Annotated in this window: 22 protein-coding genes; 8 read left to right on the forward strand and 14 right to left on the reverse strand. The window is 65.4% G+C overall.

What is annotated here, in order from left to right:
* Positions 1-58: 58 nt before the first annotated feature.
* Both J7355_RS05100 and J7355_RS05105 read left to right on the forward strand, forming a co-directional pair.
* Positions 59-475 (forward strand): hypothetical protein, encoded by a 417-nt coding sequence (locus J7355_RS05100; protein ID WP_209060519.1) that lies wholly within the window; start codon positions 59-61, stop codon positions 473-475.
* Positions 472-1,467: an OmpA family protein gene (locus J7355_RS05105; protein ID WP_209060523.1), complete on the forward strand. Its 996-nt coding sequence runs from the start codon at positions 472-474 to the stop codon at positions 1,465-1,467. The genes J7355_RS05100 and J7355_RS05105 overlap by 4 nt, the downstream gene beginning before the upstream one ends.
* A gap of 42 nt (positions 1,468-1,509) precedes the next feature.
* Here J7355_RS05105 and lexA read toward each other — a convergent pair whose 3' ends face one another.
* A complete protein-coding gene (lexA, locus tag J7355_RS05110) occupies positions 1,510-2,142 on the reverse strand; it encodes a transcriptional repressor LexA (protein WP_209060524.1) in 633 nt (210 codons plus the stop codon).
* Positions 2,143-2,289: 147 nt separating this feature from the next.
* Between lexA and J7355_RS05115 the strand changes: the two genes are divergently transcribed.
* Positions 2,290-2,937: a hypothetical protein gene (locus tag J7355_RS05115; protein WP_209060526.1), complete on the forward strand. Its 648-nt coding sequence runs from the start codon at positions 2,290-2,292 to the stop codon at positions 2,935-2,937.
* A 526-nt stretch (positions 2,938-3,463) separates the two neighbouring features.
* Here the strand turns inward: J7355_RS05115 and folE2 are convergent.
* On the reverse strand, positions 3,464-4,330 hold the full coding sequence (gene folE2, locus J7355_RS05120; protein ID WP_209060528.1) for a GTP cyclohydrolase FolE2: 867 nt from the start codon (positions 4,328-4,330) through the stop codon (positions 3,464-3,466).
* A 145-nt stretch (positions 4,331-4,475) separates the two neighbouring features.
* Positions 4,476-4,817, reverse strand: a complete 342-nt coding sequence (locus J7355_RS05125; RefSeq protein ID WP_209060530.1) for a histidine triad nucleotide-binding protein — start codon at positions 4,815-4,817, stop codon at positions 4,476-4,478.
* Between the two features lie 164 nt (positions 4,818-4,981).
* On the opposite strand from J7355_RS05125, the gene J7355_RS05130 reads away from it, so the two are divergent.
* Positions 4,982-6,988, forward strand: coding sequence for an SDR family oxidoreductase (locus J7355_RS05130; RefSeq protein ID WP_209060536.1), 2,007 nt, complete (start codon positions 4,982-4,984; stop codon positions 6,986-6,988).
* A gap of 866 nt (positions 6,989-7,854) precedes the next feature.
* On the opposite strand, the gene J7355_RS05135 is transcribed toward J7355_RS05130, so the two are convergent.
* The gene (locus tag J7355_RS05135) at positions 7,855-8,997 is read right to left on the reverse strand and encodes a 3-deoxy-7-phosphoheptulonate synthase (RefSeq protein WP_280637567.1); all 1,143 of its coding nucleotides are present in this window, start codon (positions 8,995-8,997) and stop codon (positions 7,855-7,857) included.
* 130 nt (positions 8,998-9,127) lie between these two features.
* On the opposite strand from J7355_RS05135, the gene J7355_RS05140 reads away from it, so the two are divergent.
* From J7355_RS05140 to J7355_RS05150, 3 genes are all read left to right on the forward strand, one after another.
* Positions 9,128-11,275, forward strand: a complete 2,148-nt coding sequence (locus J7355_RS05140; RefSeq protein WP_348522999.1) for an FAD-dependent oxidoreductase — start codon at positions 9,128-9,130, stop codon at positions 11,273-11,275.
* Positions 11,276-11,379: 104 nt separating this feature from the next.
* A complete protein-coding gene (locus J7355_RS05145) occupies positions 11,380-12,117 on the forward strand; it encodes a sulfite exporter TauE/SafE family protein (protein ID WP_209060540.1) in 738 nt (245 codons plus the stop codon).
* A gap of 44 nt (positions 12,118-12,161) precedes the next feature.
* Positions 12,162-12,614: a PaaI family thioesterase gene (locus tag J7355_RS05150; RefSeq protein ID WP_209060541.1), complete on the forward strand. Its 453-nt coding sequence runs from the start codon at positions 12,162-12,164 to the stop codon at positions 12,612-12,614.
* On the opposite strand, the gene J7355_RS05155 is transcribed toward J7355_RS05150, so the two are convergent.
* From J7355_RS05155 to J7355_RS05200, 10 genes are all read right to left on the reverse strand, one after another.
* Positions 12,598-13,251, reverse strand: coding sequence for a hypothetical protein (locus J7355_RS05155; RefSeq protein WP_209060543.1), 654 nt, complete (start codon positions 13,249-13,251; stop codon positions 12,598-12,600). The two genes, J7355_RS05150 and J7355_RS05155, sit on opposite strands and share 17 nt — an antisense overlap.
* Positions 13,252-13,417: 166 nt before the next feature.
* On the reverse strand, positions 13,418-13,669 hold the full coding sequence (locus tag J7355_RS05160; RefSeq protein WP_209060545.1) for a GlsB/YeaQ/YmgE family stress response membrane protein: 252 nt from the start codon (positions 13,667-13,669) through the stop codon (positions 13,418-13,420).
* Positions 13,670-13,740: 71 nt separating this feature from the next.
* Positions 13,741-14,550, reverse strand: coding sequence for an SDR family oxidoreductase (locus tag J7355_RS05165; protein WP_209060546.1), 810 nt, complete (start codon positions 14,548-14,550; stop codon positions 13,741-13,743).
* A gap of 7 nt (positions 14,551-14,557) precedes the next feature.
* The gene (locus J7355_RS05170; RefSeq protein ID WP_209060548.1) at positions 14,558-14,980 is read right to left on the reverse strand and encodes a YkvA family protein; all 423 of its coding nucleotides are present in this window, start codon (positions 14,978-14,980) and stop codon (positions 14,558-14,560) included.
* Between the two features lie 126 nt (positions 14,981-15,106).
* On the reverse strand, positions 15,107-16,696 hold the full coding sequence (locus J7355_RS05175; protein WP_209060554.1) for an FMN-binding glutamate synthase family protein: 1,590 nt from the start codon (positions 16,694-16,696) through the stop codon (positions 15,107-15,109).
* A 47-nt stretch (positions 16,697-16,743) separates the two neighbouring features.
* A complete protein-coding gene (gene mutM / locus J7355_RS05180; RefSeq protein ID WP_209060556.1) occupies positions 16,744-17,559 on the reverse strand; it encodes a bifunctional DNA-formamidopyrimidine glycosylase/DNA-(apurinic or apyrimidinic site) lyase in 816 nt (271 codons plus the stop codon).
* A 923-nt stretch (positions 17,560-18,482) separates the two neighbouring features.
* The gene (locus J7355_RS05185; RefSeq protein WP_209060557.1) at positions 18,483-19,430 is read right to left on the reverse strand and encodes a DUF4340 domain-containing protein; all 948 of its coding nucleotides are present in this window, start codon (positions 19,428-19,430) and stop codon (positions 18,483-18,485) included.
* A complete protein-coding gene (locus J7355_RS05190; protein ID WP_209060558.1) occupies positions 19,427-20,761 on the reverse strand; it encodes a DUF4350 domain-containing protein in 1,335 nt (444 codons plus the stop codon). Before J7355_RS05190 ends, J7355_RS05185 begins: the two co-directional genes overlap by 4 nt.
* Complete coding sequence (locus J7355_RS05195; protein ID WP_209060559.1) at positions 20,761-21,531, reverse strand: ABC transporter permease subunit; 771 nt, start codon at positions 21,529-21,531, stop codon at positions 20,761-20,763. The genes J7355_RS05190 and J7355_RS05195 overlap by 1 nt, the downstream gene beginning before the upstream one ends.
* Complete coding sequence (locus J7355_RS05200; protein ID WP_209060560.1) at positions 21,528-22,475, reverse strand: ATP-binding cassette domain-containing protein; 948 nt, start codon at positions 22,473-22,475, stop codon at positions 21,528-21,530. The genes J7355_RS05195 and J7355_RS05200 overlap by 4 nt, the downstream gene beginning before the upstream one ends.
* Before the next feature lie 72 nt (positions 22,476-22,547).
* Between J7355_RS05200 and J7355_RS05205 the strand changes: the two genes are divergently transcribed.
* Positions 22,548-24,569, forward strand: a complete 2,022-nt coding sequence (locus J7355_RS05205) for a hydantoinase/oxoprolinase family protein (RefSeq protein ID WP_209060563.1) — start codon at positions 22,548-22,550, stop codon at positions 24,567-24,569.
* Positions 24,570-24,993: the final 424 nt, after the last annotated feature.

The raw sequence follows: 24,993 nt of genomic DNA on the forward strand, positions 1-24,993 counted from the left end.
AACCTCAATACAACGGAGAAGCCGCATGCCGGCGAGCCCCCCGAATCCCGTATCCGTCATGCGATCGCTGCTCGTGCTGATCGCGATCCTGATGGTGGCCGGCTGTGCCGGTCAGGCCGTCGCGCCGCCGAGCGCGCCCGACCAGAGTGTGCTCGCGCCGGCCGAAAAGGCGCTGGAGAAAGCGCGCGCGGCCGATGCGGATACCTTCGCGCCGCGCGTTGTCGACGCGGCCCGGCGTCGGATCGCCACGGCGCGCGACATTCTTTTCAACGCAGCGCGCGCCAATCGCGATCTCAACGACCGCGAACAGGCACGCGTCGATCAGTTGGTGGCTGCCGCCGAACTCGACGCCCGCTCTGCGCTTGTCCAGACACAGGCCAAGGCCGTACAGACCAAGCTGGCCGAACTGCAGGGGCAGCTAAACCCGAGCACCGGTCAAGGGTCGTCGCAGATGCAGCAGGGAGTGTCGCCGTGAAGTCGTTCTGGATCGTGGGTATTGGCTTGCTGCCGCTGATCGCAGGCTGCTCGGTATTCGAAACCAACCCGGTGCCGCCGAATCCGGCGCTGACCGGCGTGAGCGCACAGGATGCGGCCTGGAAGGATCAGATCAAACAGGTGCGCGGCGGTGACGGCGCGCGCTTCGAGCCGCTTGAGGACGCGCGCGACGCGCTGGACAGTGCCAGCGCCGAGCAGGGCGTGGAGAACTACGACGCCCAAGCGCTCGCGTCCGCGCGGCAGGCGCTCGACGCCGCCGAAAGCGGTTGGGCCGAGGTCGCCGACAAGCGCCGGCCGAGCAGCGACCGGCTCGCCGAGATTGCGAGCGACGCCCATCGTGCCCAGCGTCTTGCCGAGATCGCGCGCTATACCGCGATCCGCGAGATCAACCTCGAAAAGCTCGTCGCGGCCAACGATGAACTCCAGTCGCGCGAGCCCGTGCAGCAGCCTGCAGGCGAGGCGCGGCCGGTTACCGGCGCGGCCCGCGAGCTGGTCGGCCAGAAGGTCGTGCCGGACCGGCTCGGCGAGGTGTCCTTTCAGCCGGGTACGGCGCGCATGAAGGCCGAATCCCAGGCGGTGGTGGGTGAACTCGCGCAGTTGCTGAGCCAGTATCCGAGTGTCGGCGTGGCGATCTTCGGACACACCGACAATGTCGGGCCTTCCGCACAATCTTTGGAGCGTTTCGTTGCCGCCAATCCACGGCTCGAACAGCAGGCGCCTTCGCGCGCCGAGAAGGTGCGTGCGTTCAATCTCGCGCTGTCGGCAGCGCGTGCCCGCGCGGTCGCCCAGTTGCTGGTCGAGAACGGTGTGCCTGCGCGGCGTATCGGTGCCCGTGGTTTTGGCGACACACGCCCGGTAGCCTCCAACGACACCGAGGCCGGCCGTCAGGCCAATCGGCGTATCGAGGCCGTGATCGTACCCGGCCCCGACAGCCCCGAGGCGCAACAGGCCCGGGCCAACGCCGGCTCGTAACGACAGGGCTGCAAAGGGCCGGCGCGCGCCGGCCGGCCGCTGTTAGAGCGCGCGGATCACGCCGACCGCGAGGCCTTCAAGCTCTAGGGTTTCGCGTTGGCTATCGACGAGAATGTCGTCGTAGTCGGGGTTTTCCGCGATCAGCCTGGCGGTGTTGCCTTCACGCGCGAAGCGCTTGACGGTCACCTCGTCATCCCAGCGAAAGACCGCGACCTGCCCGGTGCGCACTTCGGGGGCCCGGGCCACGGCGAGCAGGTCGCCGTCGAATATCCCGGCGCCCACCATGCTGTCGCCGCTTACGCGCAGCAGGTAATCCGGTCTGCGGCTGAACAATCCCGCATCGACTTCGCAATGGCGTTCGACATGCTCGACGGCCAGCACGGGCGCGCCGGCAGCCACGCGCCCGACCACCGCAAGGCGCAGTGCGCTGCCGGGCGGCATGGCCGGTTCTGTCTCGAACGTGTCGTCGGTCAGGCGAATGCCGCGACTCAAGCGCGCGTTGAGCTCGATGAACCCCTTGCGTTCGAGTGTGCGCAGATGCGCCTGCGCGGCATTCGCGGAGGCGAATCCGAGCGCTTGCGCAATCTCGGCCCGGGTGGGGGGCGTGTGGCGATCCGCGATGGTGTCGCGGATGAATTCATAGACGCGGCGCTGCTTCGCGGTGAGATCGTGCATGTTGTAAGAATATCCAGTCGGGCGCGTTGCGCGCAATGGTCTTGACAGGTGCTTAAACGTTTGACAAGCGCCTTCGCGCTCTCTTAATATTCCGGTTTGCTGCAGCGCAGCAAACGAAAAGAATTTTACTTGTGAGAGGGCCAACCCATGAAGATTCAGGAAATCGTTTCGGATGTCCGTAGTCGTGTCGGCACCGCCGGCAAGCACTATCAGGATGCGTTCAAGGCCTATTTCGACGCGCAGCGCAAGGCCGTTGGCGTTGTGACCAAGAATGGTCAGACCCTGGCCAACACGGAAATCGGCGCCGCGAAGAACCTTTTCGCTGCCGCCAAGTCCAGCTTCGACAAGGCGCGCACCGATGGCGTGCGCAAGGTCGCCAACAACCCGCAGGCCTATGTGCCCAACGGCCGCGACCAGATCGTGTCGGCCTATAAGGACACGATCGATCTGCTCGTGCAGACCGGCAACGAACTGAGCAGCGTCGTCACCAGCGGCTACAAGTCGGTGATCGGCAAGCTGTCCGGCGAAACACAGAAAAAGGCCGGCACGCGCAAGACGACGACCCGCAAGACGTCGTCCGCCGGTAGCCGCAAGGCCTCGACCGCCAAGAGCGCGTCGACCAAGACGACCGCTGCGAAACGCAAGACGGCCTCGACCCGCAAGACGGCTTCGAGCGCCAGCAAGAGCGCGTCGACCGGCTCCACCACGCGCAAGCGTACGACGGCCAAGAAGTCGTCCACGGCTTCGGCGTCCGCGTCGAGCAACAGCGCGAACAGCGACAGCAGCGCTTCTTAAAGCGCGCTCACGTTGTCGGCGCTCCGGTACGTAGCGCCACCTAAAAGCCCGGCTCGCACGCCGGGCTTTTTTGTGCGCGATCCATTTGGGTGAGGGGATCGAATGCGCACCGGGTGCGTGGCCGCAACGCCTGTCCGTCCGGCCGGCATCGGCCGGTATCGCGCGGCAGGCCCGAAGCGGATGCTGGGGCAACCGCATCATGCCGTGATCGGAGGCGACCCGGGCAGGGTGTCTGATCCCCTAGAGACGATGCCGTGCGCGAACCGCGACGAACGGAATGCCCCGGTTCGTTTGGCGGGTCAAGCAGCGATTGCGAGGTTTAGCATGCGCTTGCCGATGTAGGCCGTACTTCGAATCGAACGAAGCCTAGGCGGCCGACGCGTCCCTGTCCTGCTCGATCATCGCGCAGGCGGTGTGATTGTGGGTGGACGAGGAGTCGGCCTTCTCGGCAACTTGAGCAGGGTTCCCGTCGCGCCGCGGCGGGATGCGCTTGTCGATGTAGGCCGTACTTCGAATCGAACGAAGCCTAGGCGGCAGACGCGTCCTTGTCCTGCTCGATCATCGCGTAGGCCGAATGATTGTGGATGGATTCGAAGTTCTCCGACTCCACCACGTAATACCGGAAACGCGCGTCGTCGTTCAGGCGCTGGGCAATATCGCGCACCACGTCTTCGACGAACTTGGGGTTGTCGTAGGCGCGTTCGGTGACCGCCTTTTCGTCGACCCGCTTGAGAATGCCGTAGAGCTCGCAGGAGCCTTCGGATTCGGCGATGTCGATAAGTTCCTCGAGCCAGAAGAACTCGGTGGCGCGTACACGGATGGTGATCAGCGAGCGCTGGTTGTGGGCGCCGTAGTCCGAGATGTCCTTGGAGCAGGGGCAGAGCGTGGTGACCGGCACCTTGACCTCGACATAGAGATCGGTGCGCTTGCCGCGCTGGTCGCCAATGAAGGTGACGTTGTAGTCCATCACGCCTTTTTCCTGCGTGACCGGCGCGTACTTGTCGACGAAGTAGGGAAAGCTCATCTCGATATGGCCGTTGTCGGCCTCGAGACGCTCGGTCATCTCGCCGAGCATGCAGCGAAACGACTCGACCGTGATCTGGTGCTCGTGCGCGTTGAGAATCTGCACGAAACGCGACATGTGCGTGCCCTTGAAGTGATGGGGCAGGTTCACATACATGCCGAAGGTCGCGACCGTGCTCTGATGGCCGCCCACGCGCTGCTTGATCGAGACCGGGTGGCGAATGTCGCAGATGCCGACCTTGTTGATCGCCAGATGACGCGGATCGTTGCGCCCCTGTACATCCTCGATGTGGGCGCTGCTCTTGGCGGCGCCTTTCGATTCGACTGAAGTGCTGTTGCTGGCGCCCTGCGCCTTTGCCACGGTGCTCATTGCAATGCTGTCCCGATCAAGCGAATCGGCAGGCCGGCCGACTCAAAGCCCGCCATGTTAGCGCGGGGGTGCTGGGCCGACAAAGCCGCCTTGTGTCGGGTTATGGGGGCAGCGCGGGAAAGCGCAAGCACCGTCGCGCGTGAAACTAGCCCGGCGGCCAGGAAAAGCTGCGCCCGCCCAGAATGTGCACGTGCAGGTGGAAAACGCTCTGGCCGACTGCTTCACCGTTGTTGACCACCAACCGGAACGCTTCGCCGTAGCCTTCGTTTCTTGCCACCTGGCGTGCCGTCAGCAGCAGATGGCCGAGCAATGCCTGATCGTCGTCGGCGGCGTTGACCAGCATGTCGATCGGCTTTTTCGGGATCACCAGGATGTGCATCGGCGCCTGCGGATTGACGTCGCGAAACGCCAAGCACTGGTCGTCCTCGTGCACGATGTCCGCGTCGATCTCGCGGTTGATGATCTTGGAGAAGATGGTGTCGCTCATCGGTTGTCCTTGGGCATGCCGGCCTGATGTCGAATACGCATTGTGTCAGACCTCTGCACCGTCCCGGCAATAGTGGCGTTCGCGGTGCGGCCCGGTTTATCGTCTGCTATGCGCCGCCATGGTGCGCGGCTTTCCGATGATTTCCAGATCAGGGCCCGACAATAATGAACTATCTCGTTACCGGCGCGACCGGTTTCATCGGCCGCTTTCTCGTCGAGAAACTGCTGGCCCGCCGCAGCGCGAAGGTCTACGTACTCATGCGGCGCTCGAGCGCCGATCGCTATGAAGGCTTGTGCGAACGCCTGGGCGTTGGCGAAGACCGCCTGGTGCCGGTCTGGGGCGACATCACCCGCAAGGGAGTGATCGACTCAGAAGCGCTCAAGCATCTGTCGGGCCATATCGACCACGTGTTTCATCTGGCGGCGGTCTACGACATGAACATGACCGATGCCCAGGCGGACAAGGTGAATAACGAGGGCACGGCCAATATCGTCGCGCTTGCCGGCCAGCTCGCCAACGAGAACGGAACCAAGCCGTGCTTCCACCATGTGTCGTCGGTGGCCGTCGCGGGCGCGGACTACGAAGGCGTGTTCACCGACGAGATGTTCGACGAGGGCCAGCACGTCCGCCATCCCTACTACCGCACGAAGTTCCAGTCCGAGGCGATCGTGCGCGAGCACTGCAAGGTGCCGTGGCGTGTCTATCGCCCGGGCATGGTGGTCGGCCACTCGCAGACGGGCGAGATGGACAAGATCGACGGGCCTTACTATTTCTTCAAGCCGATCAAGCGGATCCGCGACAACGTGCCGAAATGGCTGCCGTTGCTGGGCATCGAAGGCGGGCAGATGCCGGTGGCGCCGGTCGATTACGTTGTCGACGCGATGGTGCATATCGCGCACAAGAAGGGCGTTGATCGGCGCGCGTTTTTCCTGATTCAGGACGAGCCGCCGACCGCGGGCCAAATGCTGCGTATTCTCATGCGCGCCGCGCACGGCCCGGATATCGTGCGTCGTCTGCCGACCCAGGAATGGCCGGCGAGCATCGAGCAGCAGTTCAAACGCCTGACCTCGAATATTCCCATGGCCGAATGGCTGGAAAAACGCATCTCCAAGAGCATCGGCGTCCCGCTGTCGATTCTCGGCTATGTGAACAACCGCGCGGTCTTTGACGACGTGAATACGCGCGCCGCGCTCAAGGGCAGCGGCATCCATTGTCCGCGTCTCGAGGATTACGCCGAGACGCTCTGGCAGTACTGGGAAATGCATATGGACTGCGACGTCCATATCCCGGAAAAGCTGCTGCGTCGGATGCAGGGCAAGGTGGTGGTGATCACGGGCGCATCCAGCGGTATCGGCTTCATGGCGTCCAAGAAGCTGGCCCGCGCCGGGGCCAAGATCTGCATGGTGGCGCGCACGCCGGCCAAGCTCGAGGAAACGCGCAGCGTGATCGAGAAGATGGGCGGGGTGGCGTTCGCCTATCCCTGTGATCTGAACAACATGGAGGCGATCGACGAGTGCACCCGGACGATCCTCAAGGATCATCACCACGTCGATATCCTGATCAACAATGCCGGCCATTCCATTCGGCGGTCGGCGTTCGAGTCGCTCAATCGCTTTCACGACTACGAGCGGACCATGCAGCTGAACTATTTCGGCGCCATCCGCATGATCTTCAACTTCCTGCCGGCGATGGCAAAGCGTCGTAGCGGGCATATCATCAACATTTCCAGCATCGGCTGCCTCACAAACGTGCCGCGCTTTTCGGCCTACGTCGCGTCGAAATCAGCGCTGGACGCCTTCTCGCGCTGCCTGTCACCCGAGGTCGCCTCGCGCAACATCGACCTGACCACCATTTACATGCCGCTGGTGCGCACGCCGATGATCGCGCCGACCAAGCTGTACGACTACGTGCCCACGCTCACGCCGGAGCAGGCGGGCGACATGATCGTGTCGGCCGTTCTGGAAAAGCCCAAGCGCATCGCCTCGCCTCTGGGGACGACCGCGCAGATCAGCTACGCGCTCTGGCCCAAGGTCAACGATTTCGTGCTGCACAAGGCGTTTCACATGTTTCCGTCGTCCAAGGCCGCTCGTGGTGGGCGCGCCGGTGAGGCGGAGAAACCGAATATTCCGGGGCGGGTGCTTGCGGCGTTGTTGCCGGGGCCGTACTGGTAGGCGTACTTGGTTGCTTGCCGGTGCGGGGTGCTGAGTTCGTTTTCTTCCCGTGTTGAAGCGCGTTGGCTTCGATCACGAGTTCTGAATCAACTTTGCGGGTGAATTTTCGCTTGGGGTTTCGCACTGTTGTGCGAGTCACTTTTATTTGCTTGCCCAAATAAAAGTAACCAAAACAAAAGGCACCCTGTCTTGCGTCGGCGCTTTGCGCCGATGCCCTCCGATCGCGGTCCGCAAGCGGGACGGCCGGAAACTCGCTGCGCTCAAACATCCGGCCGTCTCGATCCGCTTGCGGCCCGCGCTGCTCGGCGCTGCGCCCAAGGGGACCGAATCCAGACAAAGACAGGCTCGCTGACGCTTTGCAAGCAAGATCGCGAAGCGATCTTTATCGGACGATGCCAGAGGCGAGTCCGACCGGAACGTCGCCAAACTGCCCAACCCTCACCCCATAATTGTTGCAACGCCGTGCGCCAGCTTAGCCGCGCTGGATTCGGGTCCCGTGTGGCGCGACGAGAAGCGCAGGGCCGAAGGGTGTCCGGCGCACTGCGCCGGTGCGGCCAGCCTGTTTGAGCGTCGCCAAAGCGACGCGAGTTCTGGCCGCATCCCTTCGGACCGAGCATCGCAGTCCACCGGCGCGCTTCGCGCCGGCGCGTAATCCGGGTGTCTTTTCTCTTGGTTACTTCTCTTTGGACAAGCAAAGAGAAGTGACTCGCACAGCAGTGCGAAACAAAAGCAACGACAAACTCGTGAGTAGACCAAAGACTCGTGGTTCGAACCTGCTGTTTTAATTACTGCCGCGCCTCGGCACACAAACAAAAAAGCCGCCCCGAAGGCGGCTTTTGCTGAGCAGCACTAGTGCCTGCGCTCGATCAGTCGTTGTCGGAACCATCGCGCAGATCACGACGCTCGGCTACGGCATGGGCCAGCGTGCCGAGCAGCTTCTCGGTGTCCTCCCAGTGCAGGCAGGCATCGGTAATGGACACGCCGTACTCCGGCTCCACGCCCGGCACCAGCTTCTGGTTGCCTTCCTTGAGGTGCGATTCGATCATCACGCCGAATACCGCCCGGCTGCCGGCCGAAATCTGGCCGGCCACGTCATCGCCCACTTCCAGCTGCTTCTTGTGCTGCTTGCGGCTGTTGGCATGCGAGAAGTCGATCATCAGCCGGCCGGAGAGCTGGGCCTGTTCGAGCAGGGCCACTGCGCCGGCGACCGAGTCGGCGTCGTAGTTCGGCCCGTTGGCGCCGCCGCGCAGGATGATATGCGTATCACGGTTGCCCTCGGTGGCGAAGATCGCCGACTCGCCTTCCTTGGTCAGCGACAGGAAGTGATGCGGGTGATGGGCTGCACCGACCGCGTCCACGGCGATCTTGATCGAGCCGCCGGTCCCGTTCTTGAAGCCGACCGGGCAGGACAGCCCGGAGGCCAGTTCGCGATGGCCCTGGCTCTCGGTGGTGCGCGCGCCGATCGCGCCCCAGGACACTAGATCCGCCAGATACTGTGGTGAGATCAGGTCGAGGAACTCGACGCCGGCCGGAATCCCCTGGTCGGCGAGCTTGAGCAGCAGCTCGCGGGCCAGGCGCACGCCCTTGTTGATCTTGAAGGAGTCGTCCATGTCCGGGTCGTTGATCAGACCCTTCCAGCCGACCGTGGTGCGCGGCTTCTCGAAATAGACACGCATGACGATGAGCAGATCGTCAGCGTATTTGTCGCGCGCTGCGGCGAGCTTCTTCGCGTATTCGAGTGCGGCATCCACATCGTGGATCGAACAGGGGCCGACGACCACCAGCAGCCGATCGTCGTCGCCGTGCAGGATGTTCTGGATCGCCGTGCGCGTATTGAACACCGTATCCGATGCCGCCTCGCTCACGGGCAGCTCGTCGAGCAGCGCCTGCGAAGAAATCAATTCCTGAATGCCCTTGATACGAAGATTGTCGGTTTCGTGCATGGTGAGTCGCGCCGGTACGGCGCTCTCGCGCCGCAAAAACAAGGCGCCGAGTCTAGCAGAAGCCATGCAGGCCATGCCGCCGCCTGCCGAGATACAAATGTGAAGATCGGGGTGTTGCGGCGCGTTACGCTGTCGCGCAGACGTGCCGAGCAATAAATTGGCGCGCAATCAAAAAGGGACCGAGAGCATGAACGGGATGCGTATTGGGCTGGCGCTGGCGGCCGCGGGGCTGGTGGCTACCTATTTCATCGTCGATCCGGGGCAGTACCTGGGCGGGGATTGCAGCGGCCAGCTGTTCAGCCTGAGCTGTTTCGAAAGTCAGCGCAGCGCGCTCGGCGAACTGGCGGCAGCCAATGGGTTGCTGTTCGCGATCGGGTTCTTCGTGATCTATGTCGCGGTGACCGCCATCTCGCTGCCGGGCGCAGCCGTGATGACGCTCATCGGTGGCGCGTTGTTCGGTCTGCTCCAGGGCGTGCTGCTGGTGTCCTTTGCCTCGGCCATCGGTGCGACGCTGGCGTTTCTGATGGCGCGCTTCGTGCTGCGCGAGAGCGTGCAGACGCGTTTCGGGCGGCGCCTCAAGGCGCTCAACCGCGGCGTCGAACGCGACGGCCCTTTCTATCTGTTCGCGCTGCGGCTGGTGCCGGTATTCCCGTTCTTCGTGATCAACCTGGCGATGGGGCTCACGCCCATTCGTACGCGCACCTTCTACTGGGTCAGCCAGCTGGGCATGCTGCCGGGCACGCTGGTGTACGTGAATGCCGGTACGCAGCTCGGGCAGGTGGAGTCGCTCTCGGGCGTGCTCTCGCCGGGGTTGATCGGCTCGTTCGTGCTGCTGGGCCTGTTCCCGCTGATCGCCCGCAAGACGCTGGATTTCTTTGCCACGCGCAAGGCGCTGCGGGGCTACGACAAGCCGAAATCGTTTGATCGCAACCTCATCGTGATCGGCGCCGGTTCAGCCGGGCTGGTGGCGTCGCTGATCGCGGCCACGGTGAAAGCCAAGGTCACGCTGATCGAAAAAGGCGAGATGGGCGGTGATTGTCTGAATACCGGCTGCGTGCCGTCCAAGGCGCTGATTCGTACCGCGCGTCTCATGCATGAAATCCGCAACAGCGAGCGCTACGGTATTCGTTCGGCGAGCGCCGAACTCGAGTTCGCCGACGTGATGGCACGGGTGAAATCCGTGGTTGCCACCATCGCGCCGCACGACTCGGTCGAGCGCTACGAGTCGCTCGGCGTGGAGTGCATCAAGTCGAGTGCGCGCCTGGTCGACCCGTGGACAGTCGAGACCGACGACGGCACGCGCCTGACCGCGCGCAGGATCGTTCTGGCCACCGGCGCGACGCCGTTCGTGCCGCCCATCGACGGGCTGGCCGATATCGACTATCTCACTTCGGACAATCTCTGGGATCTAGACCATCTGCCAAGTCGTCTCGCCGTGCTGGGCGCCGGCCCGATCGGTTGTGAGATGGCCCAGGCATTCGCCCGTCTGGGCAGCCGCGTCACGCTCGTCGAGCAGGCCGATCGCATCCTGTCGGTGGAGGACGCCGATGTTGCCGCCCAGCTGGCCGCCGTGCTCGGTGAAGAGGGCGCGGATATCCGGACCGGCCATCAGGTCACCGCGGTGCATCAGCGCGACGACGGGCTGGTACTGACCTGCAAGAGCGCGCAGGGTGAAACCGAGATCGTGTGCGAGAAGGTGCTGGTCGCGGTCGGCCGGCGCGCGCGCACCGAGGGCATGGGTCTGGAAGCGCTCGGTATCGCCCGCGACGGACGTATTGAAGTGGACGAGAAACTGCAGACGGTCGTGCCTACCGTGTACGCCTGTGGCGATGCCATCGGCGGCTACCAACTCACCCATGCGGCCTCGCACGAGGCGTGGCACGCCACGGTCAATGCGCTGTTCGGTGCGTTCAAGACGTTTTCGGTGGATTATTCGAAGCTGCCCTGGTGCACCTTTACGGACCCGCAGGTCGCCCACGTCGGCCATAACGAAGACAGCGCCCGCGCCGAGTCCATCGACTACGAAGTCACCCGCTACGATCTCGCCGAGCTGGATCGCGCGATCGCCGAGTCGGCGACCCACGGGATGGTCAAGGTGCTCACCGTGCCCGGCAAGGACACTATCCTGGGCGCGACGATCGTCGGCGACGCGGCCGGCGAACTTATCATCGAGTTCGTGAGCGCGATGAAGCACGGCATCGGCCTGAACAAGATTCTGGCCACCATCCATCCGTATCCGACGTTGGCCGAGGCCAATCGCTTCGCCGCCAGCGAGTGGAAGAAGGCGCATGCGCCGGCATGGGTGTTCCCGTGGCTGACGCGTTTCCATCGCTGGCAGCGTTAGCGCGGCGTCCCCTGCTTATTGCGTGATGGCCGGAGGTTGCGCACTATCGACGGCCTGCATTTCAACCAGCCAAGTGCGCCCCGCATGCCGCACATCGCCCTGTCGTGCTGTTGACGGCGGCCCTCGTGGTGGCGGCGCTGGTGACGGCGACGTTATCGGGCATGGCCGGCATGGGCGGCGGTGCGGTCTTGATTGCGGTGATGTTCGCTCTCGGCATGCCGCCGGCGCTTGCCCTGCCGTTGCATGCCGGCGTGCAGCTGGCCTCCAATGCGTCGCGCAGCGTCGTCTACAGCCCGCACGTGCGCTGGGGCGCGCTCGGCCTGTTCATGATTACCGCCGTGCCGGGGCCGTTTCTCGTCGCGCCGCTGGTCGTCGATGCCAATCCGGACTGGATCCGGCTGATCATGGCAGTGTTCATCGCCATGGCCGTCTGGCCGAGCTGGGCGCAGCGTCTGCGAATTCACGGCCGCGGCGGCCTGCTTGCGGCGGGCGCCATTGCCGGCGTGATCGGCCCGGTCGTGGGCGCGACCGGCATTCTGGTCGCGCCGTTCTTTCTGCGCGACGACTGGCGCAAGGAGCAGATCATCGCGACGATGGCCGTGGCTCAGGCCAGCGGCCACCTGCTCAAGATGGCGGCGTTCTCGCTGAACGGGTTCAACGTGCTCGCCCGGCTCGACCTGCTCGTGCCGATGGCGATCGCTGCGCTCGTGGGTACGCTGATCGGCCGGCGTCTGGTCGGGCTGTTCTCGGAAGTCCGCTTCCGACAGATGATTCGCGCGGTCATGCTCGTGTTGGCGGTCAAGCTGGCCTGGGACGGGCTCGCCGGACTGCTGGCCGGCTAGATGTCGCATGGATGAATAACAACGCAGTTGAAAAAGGAGACGCCATGAGCCTGCTTGACGCAGAGGAGATCGAAACCGTCATCCGGCGCAACGTGGGCGCCCCGGGCAGCCCCCAGTTCCATGTGCTGGATATTGGTGAAACCCATGCCGATATCTGTCTGCCCTACGACGAGGGCATGACCCGCCTGGGCAACACGATCTCCGGCCCCGTGCTCATGACCCTGGCCGATGCCGCCATGTATACGGCCATCATTGCGCACGTGCCGGACGGCGAATATGCGGTGACCAGTCATTTTCATATCGAATTCCTGCAGCGACCGCGGGCGGCGGACGTGCTCGCGCGGGCACATCTGCTGCGCGTGGGCCGACGCAGCGTGACCTGTCGAGTCGAGCTGTTTTCGCAGGATTTCGACACGCTCGTCGCGCATGTCAGCGGCGCCTATGCGCGCATGAATACCGCCACCAGCGGCACGGGCGGCGCTACCAGCGGCGCATAGCCGCGCGCGCTGCCTCGTTGGCCGGCCGGGCGACGAGCCCGCTCTGGGTGAGCGTGATGTCGTAGGCCGCGCCGTCGGCCATCGGCAGATAAGTCGCGCTGCCGTATTCGGCGTCGACCAGCCCCGCCCAGCGCGGCATGCGGCGGGCCAGGGCGAAAGCGTTCAGCCCGGGCTCCTCGCCGCCCAGCGCGATGGCACTGCGCGGGCGGTGGTTTTCGGCCTCGATATCGCGATAGCGGCCACTCAGCCGCTCGAGCCGGAACAGGGCATCGAAACCGAGCAGGTTCGCCAGCGGCTGCCACTTGAGCACGCGCGCGTCGAGTTGCCACTCGTCGCCGCGCATGTCGGCCAGGCGCAGGCGCGCGTCGGGCGTGGTCAGCGTGGCCTGGAAATGCTGGTCGCCGACGGCGACGAACCGCAGGCCGGCAACGGGCTGCTCATAGCTCAACCGCTGGTAGGTATGCAGATTGAGCAGGATCGCGCCCGCCAGCAGGGCCAGCGCGAGGCAGAGTCCGCCGCCGGTACCGGCGCGCGCCGCCGCGAAACGCCGGCGTCGGCGCAGCCGCGCGGCACTCGTGCCGAGCATCAGCACGCCGATGGCGGCGATCACGGTCAGAAGACAGTAGACAACGATCATGGTGTGCGCGCGGGGCTCGGCCGCCGATGCCGACAGGCTGCTGCCCTCCGCCGGTTTTCGGCGGCCGTGATATGCCGCCGTGCCGAAAGCGAAATGATTCCGTCAGGCATAAAAAAGACCGGCGCACCGCAATGCGCCGGCCCCTCGTTCGATCGGTGCCGAGCCGCTAGCGCGACTTCACCACGCGATACAGCCAGAGCAGCAGAATGGCGCCGAGAATGGCGATCACCAAGCTGCCCAGGTTGAAGCCGGACACGCCGCCAAAACCGAGCGCGGTCGCGATGAAGCCACCGACCACGGCACCCAGGATACCGATGACGATGGTGACGATGATGCCGCCCGGATCCTTGCCGGGCATGATCAGCTTCGCGATCGCGCCCGCGATCAGACCGAAGATGATCCAGACGAGAATGCCCATAGTTCTTCCTTTCCTTGCAGTTGACGCGATTCACTGTGCGCGCCGCCCGCGGGTGGCGCAAGTCCGTGATTTCACCCCTTGCGGCGGTAGCGTGCCTTTGCGCGTCGGCCCTTGGCAGCCAGTAACGGGCGCAGGGCGCGCGACAGCCCCGGCACCAGGTAACCGGCCGTGGCCATGACCCGGCCCATGGCCGGGCGCGTGCGCTCGACCCGCCCGTCGTTGGCACAGGCCACCACCAGCGCGGCGATCTGTTCCGGCGTGCTCATCGACTGGGAAAACGTGATGTCCGAGACCGCATCGATATCGTCGAGGATGAAGCCGGTGGCGATCGGCCCGGGCGAAACCGCGCTGACCGTGACGTTCGCGTCACGCAGTTCGTCGGCCAGGGCATAGGTGAACGCGCGCAGGCCGAACTTGGTGGCCGAGTAGGCCGCGCTGCCGGCCAGCGGCATCTGGCCGGCGATGGAGGCCACGTTGACGATCGCGCCGCCGCCGTCTTTGCGCAGCGTGTCCAGGGCCAGACGGCTGAGAACGAGCGGCGCGCGCAGATTGGTGTCGACCATTTCCGCCAGTTCGTCCGCACTCCGCCCGGCCACCGGCCCGCGGTGGTGGCAGCCGGCGTTGTTCACCAACACGTCGAGGCGGCCATGCACGGCGATCGCCGCGTCGATCAGCTCGCGACAACCGTCTGTGGTGGCGACATCGCCCGCGATTGCGGTGGCGCCAATGCTGTCGGCGACCTGCTGCAGGCGGTCGATGCCGCGCGCGGCGACGATCACCCGCGCGCCGTTGGCGGCAAAGGCGCGCGCACTGGCTTCGCCGACGCCGGCCGAGGCGCCGGTAATCAAAACCACACGGCTGTTGTCCTGCGTGTTGTTCATGGCCGACTTATTCCACGGGCCGCAGCGGGCGCTTGTATGCGGGACGCTCGAACCACTGGTCGAGCTTGTGCGCGGTGCGTCGGCGTACGTCGTCGTTGATGTACTGCGACAGCGCCACGACCGAAAGCGTGAGGGCGCCGAGATCGTCCGTCAGGCCGAAGCCGAACAACCAGTCCGGTACCGCATCCATCGGCAGGATGAAGTAGCCGAGCGCGCCGTAGGCGGTCACGCGCGCCCAGCGCGGCGTTTCCGGGCGCTGGGCCGCGTAATGGAGCCAGAGCGCCTTTTCCAGCAGCTCATAGCCCGCGCGCCTGGCCACGCGCGAGACCTTGGTCCAGAAACGCGTATCGGAGTACTGGGTCGCGTAGTCGCGTACCTGTTCGGTGGTTTCGGGCGGCGTGCGCGGGCGGCGCAGAGTCGGCAAGGCCATGATCAAGTCTCCTGGCATCATCCTGGATGCCGTGGACGCATATGTTGCCCCGAGCGTATCGCATACGCCCGGGGCCGGCGTATCCGTATTGCTCGCGGCAGGCGCCAGCCGTTCGTGTTGGCTTGCCTAGATCGACGGTAGGAAACTGTGGGCCTGGGCCTTGCGCCAGGCCTGCTCGTAGCGCCCGTCGCCCGTGGCGGTGAGCAGTTCGCCGGTTTCGAGAAAACGATAAACCTGATCCGCGGTATGGATTTCCGAATCGGTCGTGCGGCGACACAGGTGTTCGGGGCGCAGCTGTCCGGGATGGTCGAGCCCAACGGTCGCGACGACTTCCTGCATCGCGGCCACTGTGCGCTTGTGGAAGTTGTACACCCGTTCGCCTTTTTCCGGCACCACAACGGCGCGCTGGCGCCACTTGTTCTGGGTGGCCACGCCGGTGGGGCAGTGATCGGTATGGCAGGACTCGGACTGCACGCAGCCGACCGCGAACATGAAGCCGCGCGCCGAATTGCACCAGTCCGCGCCCAGCGCCATGTTGGCCGCCATCTTGAAGCCGGAGGTGATCTTGCCGGACGCGCCGATCTTGATCCGCTCGCGCAGCCCCGCACCCACCAGCGAATTGTGGACCCACACCAGGCCCTCGCGCAGCGGCGTACCGACGTTGTCGGCAAGCTCCAGCGGTGCGGCGCCGGTGCCGCCTTCGGCGCCGTCCACCACGATGAAATCCGGGGTGATGCCGGTCTTGAGCATGGCCTTGACCAGCGACATGAACTGCCAGCCATGCCCCACACAGAGCTTGAAGCCGACCGGCTTGCCGTTCGCGCCCTCCCGCAGGTCGGCGATGAACTCCATCATCTCGACCGGCGTGGAAAAGGCGCTGTGCGCGGGCGGCGAGACACAGGTCTGGCCCACCTTGATGCCGCGTGCTTCGGCGATCTCGGGCGTGACCTTGGAGCCGGGCAGCACGCCGCCGTGGCCGGGTTTCGCGCCCTGACTGAGCTTGATCTCGATCATCTTGACCTGGTCGTCGTTGGCGACCTTCACAAACTGATCGCGATCGAAACCGCCGTCCTCGGCTCGGCAGCCGAAATAGCCGCTGCCGATCTCCCAGATGAGATCGCCGCCGAACTCCTTGTGATGCCGGCTGACCGATCCTTCGCCCGTGTCGTGGGCGAATTCGCCCTTGGCGGCACCGAAATTGAGCGCCCGAATGGCGTTGGCGGACAGCGAGCCGAAACTCATCGCGGATATGTTGAGCGTCGACGCCTCGTAGGGCTGGGTGCACTGCGGCCCGCCGATGCGCACGCGCGGCGGTGTCTCGCTCGGCGTCTTGGCGGCGATCGAGTGCACCATCCATTCATGGCCTTCGGCATAGACGTTCTGCTCGGTGCCGAACGGATCCGCGTCGTTGACGTTCTTGGCGCGCTGATAGACCTGCGACCGGTGCTCGCGCGAAAACGGCGTGGCCTCGGTATCCGATTCCAGAAGGTACTGGCGAATCTCGGGGCGGATCGCCTCGATCATCCAGCGGAAATGCGCCAGCAGCGGATAGTTGCGCAGCAACGCATGCTCGCGCTGGAACAGGTCATGCAGACCCATGCCCAAGAAGGTGATGCTGATCAGAAAGAACAGCCCGAAGTAGCGCGGCAGCCCCAGCGTCAGGTAACCAAAACCCACGGTGGCGGCGAACACGGCGATCAAAGCGATATAGCGCATCGACCTACCCTAGGTGATTTCGTGGTGGTACGGAACGTGCGGCCCGGTCATTTCTGGCAGACCGGACAGAAGAACGTGCTGCGCTGGCCGATCACCTCGCGCCGGACCGGTCCGCAGCCTCGCGGGCACGCCTGCCCGGCCTTGCCGTAGGCCGCAAGGCGCAGCTGGAAGTAGCCGGTATCGCCGTCCACGCCGATATAGTCGCGCAGCGTGGTGCCGCCGGCGACGATGGCGTCGGCGAGCACCCGGCGAATAGCCTCGGCCAGCGCGCGATAGCGGGCGCGCCCGACCCGGCCTGCGGGGCGGCGCGGGTGGATGCGCGCGGCATGGAGTGCTTCGCAGGCGTAGATGTTGCCCACGCCGACCACCGTGGCGCTGTCCATGATGAATGTCTTCACCGATGCGCGTTTGCCGCGCGAGCGTGCGTAGAGCCAGTCGCCATCGAATGCGTCGCCCAGCGGTTCCGGGCCCAGATGCGCGAGCAGGGAAAACGTTTCCGGCGCGCCGTCCAGCCAGAACACTGAACCGAAGCGCCGCGCATCGTTGAAACGAATCACCCAGTCGTTCTCCAGCACGATATCGAGATGGTCGTGGGTAGCGACCGGCGTGTCCGCGGGCACGATACGCAGCCGACCCGACATGCCCAGATGCAGGCAGACATGGCCGGTATCGGTTTCGAAGAGCAGGTATTTCGCCCGCCGGTGCACGGTACGGATCGCCTGGCCGGGCAGCACGGCGGCCAGTTCCGGCGAAACCGGCCAGCGCAGCTGTGGCTGGCGCACGACGACCGTACGCACGGTCTGGCCGCGCACGTGCGGTTCGATCCCCGCGCGCGTGGTCTCGACTTCGGGCAATTCGGGCATCGCGCTATTTTGCCATGGGATGTGGTAGAGGCTGATCGGCGTTGCGGTTTGCAGGGGTTGGTGCTCTGGCAACTGCGGGTGAGCGCCGAGCGGGGGGTTGGGTGATTGTTCGTGTCTGGTTGATTCGGGCTTCAAGTTGTTTTGTGTTGCTCACGAGTTTGTCGGACCTTTGGTTTCGCGCTGCTGCGCGACTCACTTTCTTTTGCTTGTCCAAAAGAAAGTAAGCAAAGAAAAAGACACCCGGACACAGCGCCGGCGCTTCGCGCCGGTTCACTCCGACACGCAGCGTCGACGGGATGCGTACAGAACTCGGATCGCTTTGGCGATCCTCAGACATGCTGTACGCACCGGCGCAGTGCGCCGGACACCCGTCGCCACTCCGTGTCTCCGTCGCCGTGCAACGGGCCCGAATACAAACGCCAGGCCCACAGCAAGAGTCAGCTGATTCGGTAATTTGATTTTCCCGTTGGGACTTCGTTCTTGTCGGATTAGGCGAACGCCTGATCCGACATAAGAAGCGCGACCTTGCGCGAGCGATAGCGAGCTTGCCTGTATTGGGTCCCCTTAGGCGCAGCGCCGAGCAGTGTAGGCCGAAAGAGAAAAAGACAGCCGGATGTCTGAGCGCAGCGAGTTTCCGGCTGTCCTCTTTCGGCCGGAGCCGCGCAGGGCACCGATGCGCAGCATCGGCGCAAGACAGGGTGCCTTTTGTTTTGGTTACTTTTATTTGGGCAAGCAAATAAAAGTGACTCGCACAACAGTGCGAAACCTCAAGTAAAACTTCACCCGCAAAGTTGATTCAAAGCTGCAAAATCGTTGTAAGCGCCCTAGATGCGCACGACTCGCATCTCAGCCGTACGACTAAGCGCGACATGAAAAGCTGGCAAAGCCCGAGTCGCCGGCCGAAACCGGTCATCCGATTCGATTCACCCGCTGTCCCCGCCAATCGCGCCCCCGGCCTGCGTTGGGCTGAGCGGAATCGCCGAAGGCTGCAGGCTGCGCTCACGGCCGGCGCCCAGCGAGTCCGGATGCCGCATATCGAGCAGCGGCGCAGCGAGCGTGTCCGCGAAGTGATAGTCGATGCCCAGTGCCGCATCGCGCAGGATCAACTCGGGCTTGCGAGCGATCACGTCCAGGTGGCGCGTGCTGTCGTCGCCGAAACGTAGCGTGACGCGGGCCAGACGTTCGCGGCCGGCATCGGCCGGCTCGAGCGAGAGCGCGCGGCTTTGGCGCCAGGCGTCGATGGTCGCCTGTGCGTAGTCGGCGCCGCGGTCCGCGCTGTCGGGCAGCACGCGCCAGCCGCCGGTGTCGGTGCGTTCGAGCGTGAGGCGGGGTAGCGTAAGTTTCGACAGGTTCGCATCGCGGGCGAGCAGGGTGGGCGAAATCCAGCCGCGCCAGCGCGTCGGCAGGCTGGACAGCGATCGAGCGTCCACCAGCAGCAGGGCATGCGCGGTGCGTACGTAGCGGGTGCCTGGCTGCGGGCCGGGCTTGCCGATCGCGATCGGGGCGTCGTCGTTGTAACGAACCGTCAGCGCGGGATCGTCGAGGCCGGTCACGTCATCCTCGATCGCGTCGCGATCGTAGCGCCGTGTGGGCGTGGCGGCAGCCAGCTCGAGCAGTGCCTTGACGTGCGCGATATCGGCGCGGGCCGCGACCGGCGTGGTGACGCCCCAGCCGCCGTCGTCAGGCTCGCGTTCCAGTGCCACGACGGCGTCGCGCAGGTTGATCCCGATTTCGTCGATTGCTTCGGTGGGTACGTCGCTCACGCGCGGCTCCGGCGCGGGCTGCGGGGTGCGGGTCAGCCAGAGGGCGATGCCCAGCACGACGACGCCGGCCGCGAGGATGGCGATGAATATCAGGCGTTTGGGATTCATCGACGGCGCCGGCGTGCCCAGCGGGTTAGCCCGAAGCCGAGCAGGCCAAACGGCAGGATGAGTACGTAGATCCACCACAGCCCGCGGATCTGGCGGGCCGTCAGGTCGAGATTCGCGTCGGGCGCCGTGGCCACGTCGACCGCTATCTGGGCATCGCGATAGCCCAGCCACTGGAACAGCGCCAAGGCGAGGGGACGGTTGCCGAGCTTGGCGAGATGACCGTTGCTCATGAAGTCGCTGTCGGCGATCACGGCGGCGCGTTGTGCCTGCGGGCCCTGGTCGGTTTGTACCGTGCGCGACAGCGCGATGCCCATGTCAAGCGGGCCACGCTGGTCGCCGTTGTCCGGCTCGAAAGTCAGGCTCGCCTGTTCGAGCGCGCCTGTTTCGAGCCAGCTGCGCGTGTTCGAACGCAGGAAGGTCTGCGCTTTCCAGTCACTGCGGCCGGCCGTGGACGTGATCGCGCCGGCATAGGGAAACAGGCTGATGCGATTGAGGTTTTCCGAGATCGGCGTATCCGGATAGTTGGCAACCACCGCAATGGCGGGATGGCCCGTGCCGATCGTCTTGTAATCGGGGTAGATCAGCGTGCCGGGCTGCCATTCGATAGCGAGATCGCGGGCGAGCGCGCCGAGGCCGTAGCGCTCGCCCGGGTCGTCGGCCCAGAGCAGGGCGCCCCCGCGGGCGAGATAGTCCCGTAGCAGCTGCACTTCGCCGGGCAGCAGCTCGCGTTGCGGGCTGGCGATGACCACGAGGGCCGCGTTGTCGGGTATGGCGGCGGCGTCGGCGATGTTGAGGGTGCGGGTGGTCATGCCCTGGCTGTCGAGTGCAGCGGCGAGATCGCTGTATCCGCCGTTGGATTCGTCGGCCGGGTCGCGCTCGCCGTGGCCGGTGAGAAACACCACCCACTGATCGCGGGCCACGGACAGCCGCTGCAGCGCGTTGGTCACGCTGGCCTCGTCGAAATCGTTCACCGTCTGGCTGCGGCCCTGGTAGCGCACTTGGAGCGCGCCGTCGTCGCCGATACGCAGCGCGCGCACTTCCTGCGGATGGCGCGCCGGGTCGACGAACTCGAGCGTGACGCGTGCGCTGGCGCGCGTGTAGCGGGCCAGCTGCGCGCGCACGTCGGCGCGCTGCGGACCGGGGTAGATATACGCGCGCAGCGTGATCGGGCCGTCGTGCAGCGCGTCGATGACGCGCTCGCTGGCTTCGGTGAGCGAATTGCGGTTGCCGGCGGTCCAGTCCGCGCTGATCGACAGCCGCTGGCTGAGCGCGCCGGCAAGCAGCGCGACAGCCACAATCAGCAATAAGGTCAGCACATGGGCAACGCGCATCAGTGGCGATCCATGTCGAGGCGTACGACCGTCAGGGCCAGAAAACACAGCGTAAAGATCAGGAAATACAGGACGTCCGCGCTGGAGAACACGCCGCGCAGCAGCGCGTCGTGATGGCCGATCAGCGACAGTGCGCGCGCAGCATCGCCAAGCGGCAGGGCGGTGCCGAACACCACCGGCTGCCATTCCATGGCCGACACCGCGTAGAACAGCCACAGCAGCATGAGCGCGCCGAGGGTCGCGACGGCGGCCAGCGTCGGCTCGCGAGTGAGCGAGGACAGAAACAGCCCCAACGCGCAGAACGCCGCCATGACCAGCCACAAGCCGATCAACCCCGACGCGAGCAGGCCGATATCCAGCGGTGTCGCGAACGCCAGCGACAGCGGCATGAGCGCAACGAGCGCAAACAACAGCGTGAGATAGCCCATCAGCCCGGCGAACTTGCCGAGCACCACGGCCGTGAGCGATGCCGGCGACGACAGCAGCAGTTCGATATTGCCAGTCTTTCGCTCCTCGGCGAACACGCGCATCGTCAGCAGCGGCACGACCAGCAGCAACACCACGGTGGCAAACCGGAACAGACCACCGCCGACGATTGCCGACACGCCGTCGTAGGCGCCGATGCGCTGCGGATTGAGGCTGAGATCGGTTAGCGACAGCGCGAACAAAATGCCAGTGAGCAGCTGGCTGACAGCCAGCAGCGTCCAGGCCAGCGGTGACACGAACAGCCGCCGCAGCTCGTGGCGGGCGATCGATACGGCCAGGTTCATGAGGCCACCGCCGTTGTGTGCTCGGCGCTTCGGGTCAGCTCGGCAAAGCGTGTTTCCAGATCGGGGGCATGGGTCGTCAATTCGACGAGATGCCAGCCGTTATGCACGGCTGTCTCGGCCAGCGAGCCGCGAATATCGCGACCCGGCGCGGCGGTGATGCGCCAGCGCCCGTCGCCGAGCGGCTCGACGGTTTCTACGCCGGGCAAGGCGGCGAGCGTGCTTCTGTCTGGTCCGGCGCGTAGGCCGATGTCGATCACGCGGTCATCGCGCGCTTCGGCGTCGGCGAGGGCTTCGTCGAGCACCACGCGGCCGCGGTGCAGGATCATCACTCGATGCGCGACCGCCTGAATTTCGGACAGGATATGGCTGGACACGATCACGCTGTGCGCCTCGGCCAGCCGGCCCACGAGTTCGCGAATGCCGCGCAGCTGGTTCGGATCGAGACCCGCGGTGGGTTCGTCGAGGATGAGCACGTCGGGCCGGTGCACGATGGCCTGGGCGATGCCCACCCGCTGCTGATAGCCCTTGGAAAGATGGCCGATCAGGCGACGGCCGACGGCCTCGAGGCCGCAGTCCGCCTTGGCGCGGGTGATGGCATCTGCGCGTTTCGCGCGCTCGACACCGTGCAGGCGCGCACAGAACGCCAGGTATTCGTCGACGGTAAGTTCGTCGTAGACCGGCGGCCGTTCCGGCAGATAGCCCAGATGACGCTTGGCCTGCTGCGGCGCACGAGCCATGTCGTGTCCGGCCAGCAGAATGCGCCCGGCGCTGGGGGCCAGCGTGCCGGCCAGCATGCGCAGGGTGGTGGTCTTGCCGGCGCCGTTCGGCCCGAGCAGGCCCAGCACTTCGCCGGCCGCCAGGCGGATATCGATATCGTTCACGGCGCGCCGGCCCGCATAATCGCGGATCAGGCCTTGCGCCGACAGCTTCAAATCGCTTTCCATGATCGTTTCCGGCACACGCGGCAGCTGGCCTCGTACCAAGGCGGCCAGGCCGAATCATCCGCTGACAGGGCCATGACCGTAAAGCACGACGACGAATCGACAAAGCCGGGCGCTGGAGGTTCCATAGCCGGAGAGCTCGGTGTGGATACCGGCGGCACCTTCACCGACGTGATCGCGCTCGAAAACGGCGCGCTCGCGGTTTACAAGATCGCGTCCACGCCGGACGCGCCGGATGCTGCCGTTATCGACGGCGTGCGCCATTTCGCCGGCGATGCCGCGGCCGACTGGCGCATCGTGCACGGCTCGACCGTGGCCACCAACGCGCTGCTCGAGAACAATCTCGCGCGCACGGCCTATGCCGCCAACACCGGTTTCGCCGACGTGCTCACCATCGGCCGCCAGGCGCGCGCCGAGCTCTATGCGCTCGAACCCGTGCCGAACCCGGTGCCGGTCGCGCCCGAACTGTGCTTCGAGGTGGATGCCCGCGCCGACGCGCACGGCGAAACGCTGGTCGCGCTCGACGATGCCATGTGCGACGCGCTGGTCGACCAGATTCGCCAGTCCGGTGTCCAGGCGGTGGCCATCAATCTGTTGTTCGCGTTTCTGAACGGTTCGGACGAGGCGGCCATCGAAACCGCGCTGCGCGAAGCGCTGCCGGATCTGACCATCGCGCGTGGCAGCCGCGTGCTGCCCGAGTACGGCGAGTACGAACGCGGTATCGCGACTTGGCTCAACGCCGCGCTGGGCCCGACGGTGGGCGGCTATCTGCGCCGGCTCGAAGCCGCGCTCGACCGGGTCGCGATCATGCATGGCGCCGCCGGTACGGTGGGGGTCGACCAAGCCGCGGACAACGCGGTCAATCTGTTGCTCTCCGGCCCGGCCGGCGGGCTGCTCGGCGCGCGTTTCGTGGCGCGCTCGGCCCGGCTCGATCGCGTGCTTACGCTGGACATGGGCGGCACCAGCAGCGACGTGGCGCTGGTGGGCAACGAACTGGCGCTGACCAGCAAGACGCGCATCGCCGGCTACCCGGTCGCCGTGCCCATGGTCGATATGCACACCATCGGCGCCGGTGGCGGATCGATCGCCTGGCTGGATGCCGGCGGGCTGCTGCAGGTGGGCCCGGCCTCGGCGGGCGCGGAACCTGGCCCGGCCTGCTACGGCAAGGGCGGCGAACAGCCGACCGTCACCGATGCCCATGTCGTGCTCGGCCGGCTGCCGGCCTCGACCCGGCTCGGCGGCCATATGGGTCTGGACGTGGCGGCTGCCCGCAAGGCGGTCGCACGTATCGCCGAGCCGCTCGACCTGAGCGTAGAAGACGCCGCCGCCGGCATTCTGCGTGTGGCAGACGAAGCCATGACGGCTGCCCTGCGGGTGATCTCGGTTGCCCGAGGCGAATCGGTAGCCGAGGACAGCCTGCTGTGCTTCGGCGGCGCCGGGCCGCTGCATGCCTGCGCGCTTGCCGAAGGCATGGGCATGAAGCGCGTGCTCATTCCGGTATTCGCCGGGGTGCTTTCGGCGCTGGGCATGCTCGTCGCCCGCCGTTCGCGCGAACGTTCGCTGAGCATTCTGCAGCCGTTGGCCGAGGTGGAAACCTCGCAGATCGATGCCTGGCTCGCGCCGCTGCGTGAAGCCACACGCGACGAACTGGTCGAAGAAGGCGTGGCCGAGGACGATATCGAGGAGCGTCTGAGCGCGGACCTGCGCTATGCCGGCCAGAGTGCATCGCTCAATCTGGCCTGGCAGGCGCCGGACGAACTCATCGAAGCGTTCCACGCCGCGCACGAGGCGCGTTATGGCCATCGCTTCGATTTACCCGTAGAGCTGGTCAACCTGCGTCTGCATCGTGCCGGGCCCGTGCCGGATGTCGCCCTGCCGGCGATCGAAAAAGGCGAGGGCGCGCCGGTTGCCGGCGAACAGGTGGCGGTGCATGAGTTGGGCGACGACGTCCCCGTCTACGACCGCGACGCGATGCTCGCTGGCCAGCGTTTCGACGGCCCGGCGATCGTGCGCGAGAGCGTGACCACGACCTGGATCGCGCCCGGCTGGTCGGCTGAGGTGGATGCGAAGGGCAATCTGCTGCTTGGGCAAAGTTGAAAGGCTGCCTCGGCGTGCCGTAATGCGCACAGCTGGAATCCTTGGCTTTGAATTGCAGCTCGAAGCCTGGGAGGGCAACTTCAGGGACCTGGACCCGGACGGTTAGTTCGGGATCAACGGTGCGGGTGAATTTGTACTTGGGGTTTCGCACTGCTGTGCGACTGACTTTCTTTTGCTTGTCCAAAAGAAAGTAAGCAAACAAAAGGACACCCTGTCTTGCGTCGGCGCTTCGCGCCGATGCCCTGCGCTGCTCGCCATGACGAGCGCAGCCGGAACTCGCCGCGCTACGCGCGACTCAGACAGCCGTCTGCTTCATCTCGTCCTGGCTCCGCTGCTCGGCGCTACGCCCAAGGGGCCCCAATACAAACGAAGACAGGCTCGCTGACGCTCTGCCAAGATCGCTAAGCGATCTTCGTCGGACAAA

This window comes from Endozoicomonas sp. G2_2 (genome assembly GCF_017744135.1).
Classification (GTDB): Bacteria; Pseudomonadota; Gammaproteobacteria; order Nevskiales; family Salinisphaeraceae; genus Salinisphaera.

What these genes read in the sequence shown, in the direction of transcription:
- J7355_RS05100 (WP_209060519.1), top strand. Translation starts at nt 59, where the DNA reads ATGCGATCGCTGCTCGTGCTGATCGCGATCCTGATGGTGGCCGGCTGT.
- lexA (WP_209060524.1), bottom strand. Translation starts at nt 2,142, where the DNA reads ATGCACGATCTCACCGCGAAGCAGCGCCGCGTCTATGAATTCATCCGC.
- J7355_RS05115 (WP_209060526.1), top strand. Translation starts at nt 2,290, where the DNA reads ATGAAGATTCAGGAAATCGTTTCGGATGTCCGTAGTCGTGTCGGCACC.
- folE2 (WP_209060528.1), bottom strand. Translation starts at nt 4,330, where the DNA reads ATGAGCACCGTGGCAAAGGCGCAGGGCGCCAGCAACAGCACTTCAGTC.
- J7355_RS05125 (WP_209060530.1), bottom strand. Translation starts at nt 4,817, where the DNA reads ATGAGCGACACCATCTTCTCCAAGATCATCAACCGCGAGATCGACGCG.
- J7355_RS05130 (WP_209060536.1), top strand. Translation starts at nt 4,982, where the DNA reads ATGAACTATCTCGTTACCGGCGCGACCGGTTTCATCGGCCGCTTTCTC.
- J7355_RS05135 (WP_280637567.1), bottom strand. Translation starts at nt 8,997, where the DNA reads ATGGCTTCTGCTAGACTCGGCGCCTTGTTTTTGCGGCGCGAGAGCGCC.
- J7355_RS05140 (WP_348522999.1), top strand. Translation starts at nt 9,128, where the DNA reads ATGCGTATTGGGCTGGCGCTGGCGGCCGCGGGGCTGGTGGCTACCTAT.
- J7355_RS05150 (WP_209060541.1), top strand. Translation starts at nt 12,162, where the DNA reads ATGAGCCTGCTTGACGCAGAGGAGATCGAAACCGTCATCCGGCGCAAC.
- J7355_RS05155 (WP_209060543.1), bottom strand. Translation starts at nt 13,251, where the DNA reads ATGATCGTTGTCTACTGTCTTCTGACCGTGATCGCCGCCATCGGCGTG.
- J7355_RS05160 (WP_209060545.1), bottom strand. Translation starts at nt 13,669, where the DNA reads ATGGGCATTCTCGTCTGGATCATCTTCGGTCTGATCGCGGGCGCGATC.
- J7355_RS05165 (WP_209060546.1), bottom strand. Translation starts at nt 14,550, where the DNA reads ATGAACAACACGCAGGACAACAGCCGTGTGGTTTTGATTACCGGCGCC.
- J7355_RS05170 (WP_209060548.1), bottom strand. Translation starts at nt 14,980, where the DNA reads ATGGCCTTGCCGACTCTGCGCCGCCCGCGCACGCCGCCCGAAACCACC.
- J7355_RS05175 (WP_209060554.1), bottom strand. Translation starts at nt 16,696, where the DNA reads ATGCGCTATATCGCTTTGATCGCCGTGTTCGCCGCCACCGTGGGTTTT.
- mutM (WP_209060556.1), bottom strand. Translation starts at nt 17,559, where the DNA reads ATGCCCGAATTGCCCGAAGTCGAGACCACGCGCGCGGGGATCGAACCG.
- J7355_RS05185 (WP_209060557.1), bottom strand. Translation starts at nt 19,430, where the DNA reads ATGAATCCCAAACGCCTGATATTCATCGCCATCCTCGCGGCCGGCGTC.
- J7355_RS05190 (WP_209060558.1), bottom strand. Translation starts at nt 20,761, where the DNA reads ATGCGCGTTGCCCATGTGCTGACCTTATTGCTGATTGTGGCTGTCGCG.
- J7355_RS05195 (WP_209060559.1), bottom strand. Translation starts at nt 21,531, where the DNA reads ATGAACCTGGCCGTATCGATCGCCCGCCACGAGCTGCGGCGGCTGTTC.
- J7355_RS05200 (WP_209060560.1), bottom strand. Translation starts at nt 22,475, where the DNA reads ATGGAAAGCGATTTGAAGCTGTCGGCGCAAGGCCTGATCCGCGATTAT.
- J7355_RS05205 (WP_209060563.1), top strand. Translation starts at nt 22,548, where the DNA reads ATGACCGTAAAGCACGACGACGAATCGACAAAGCCGGGCGCTGGAGGT.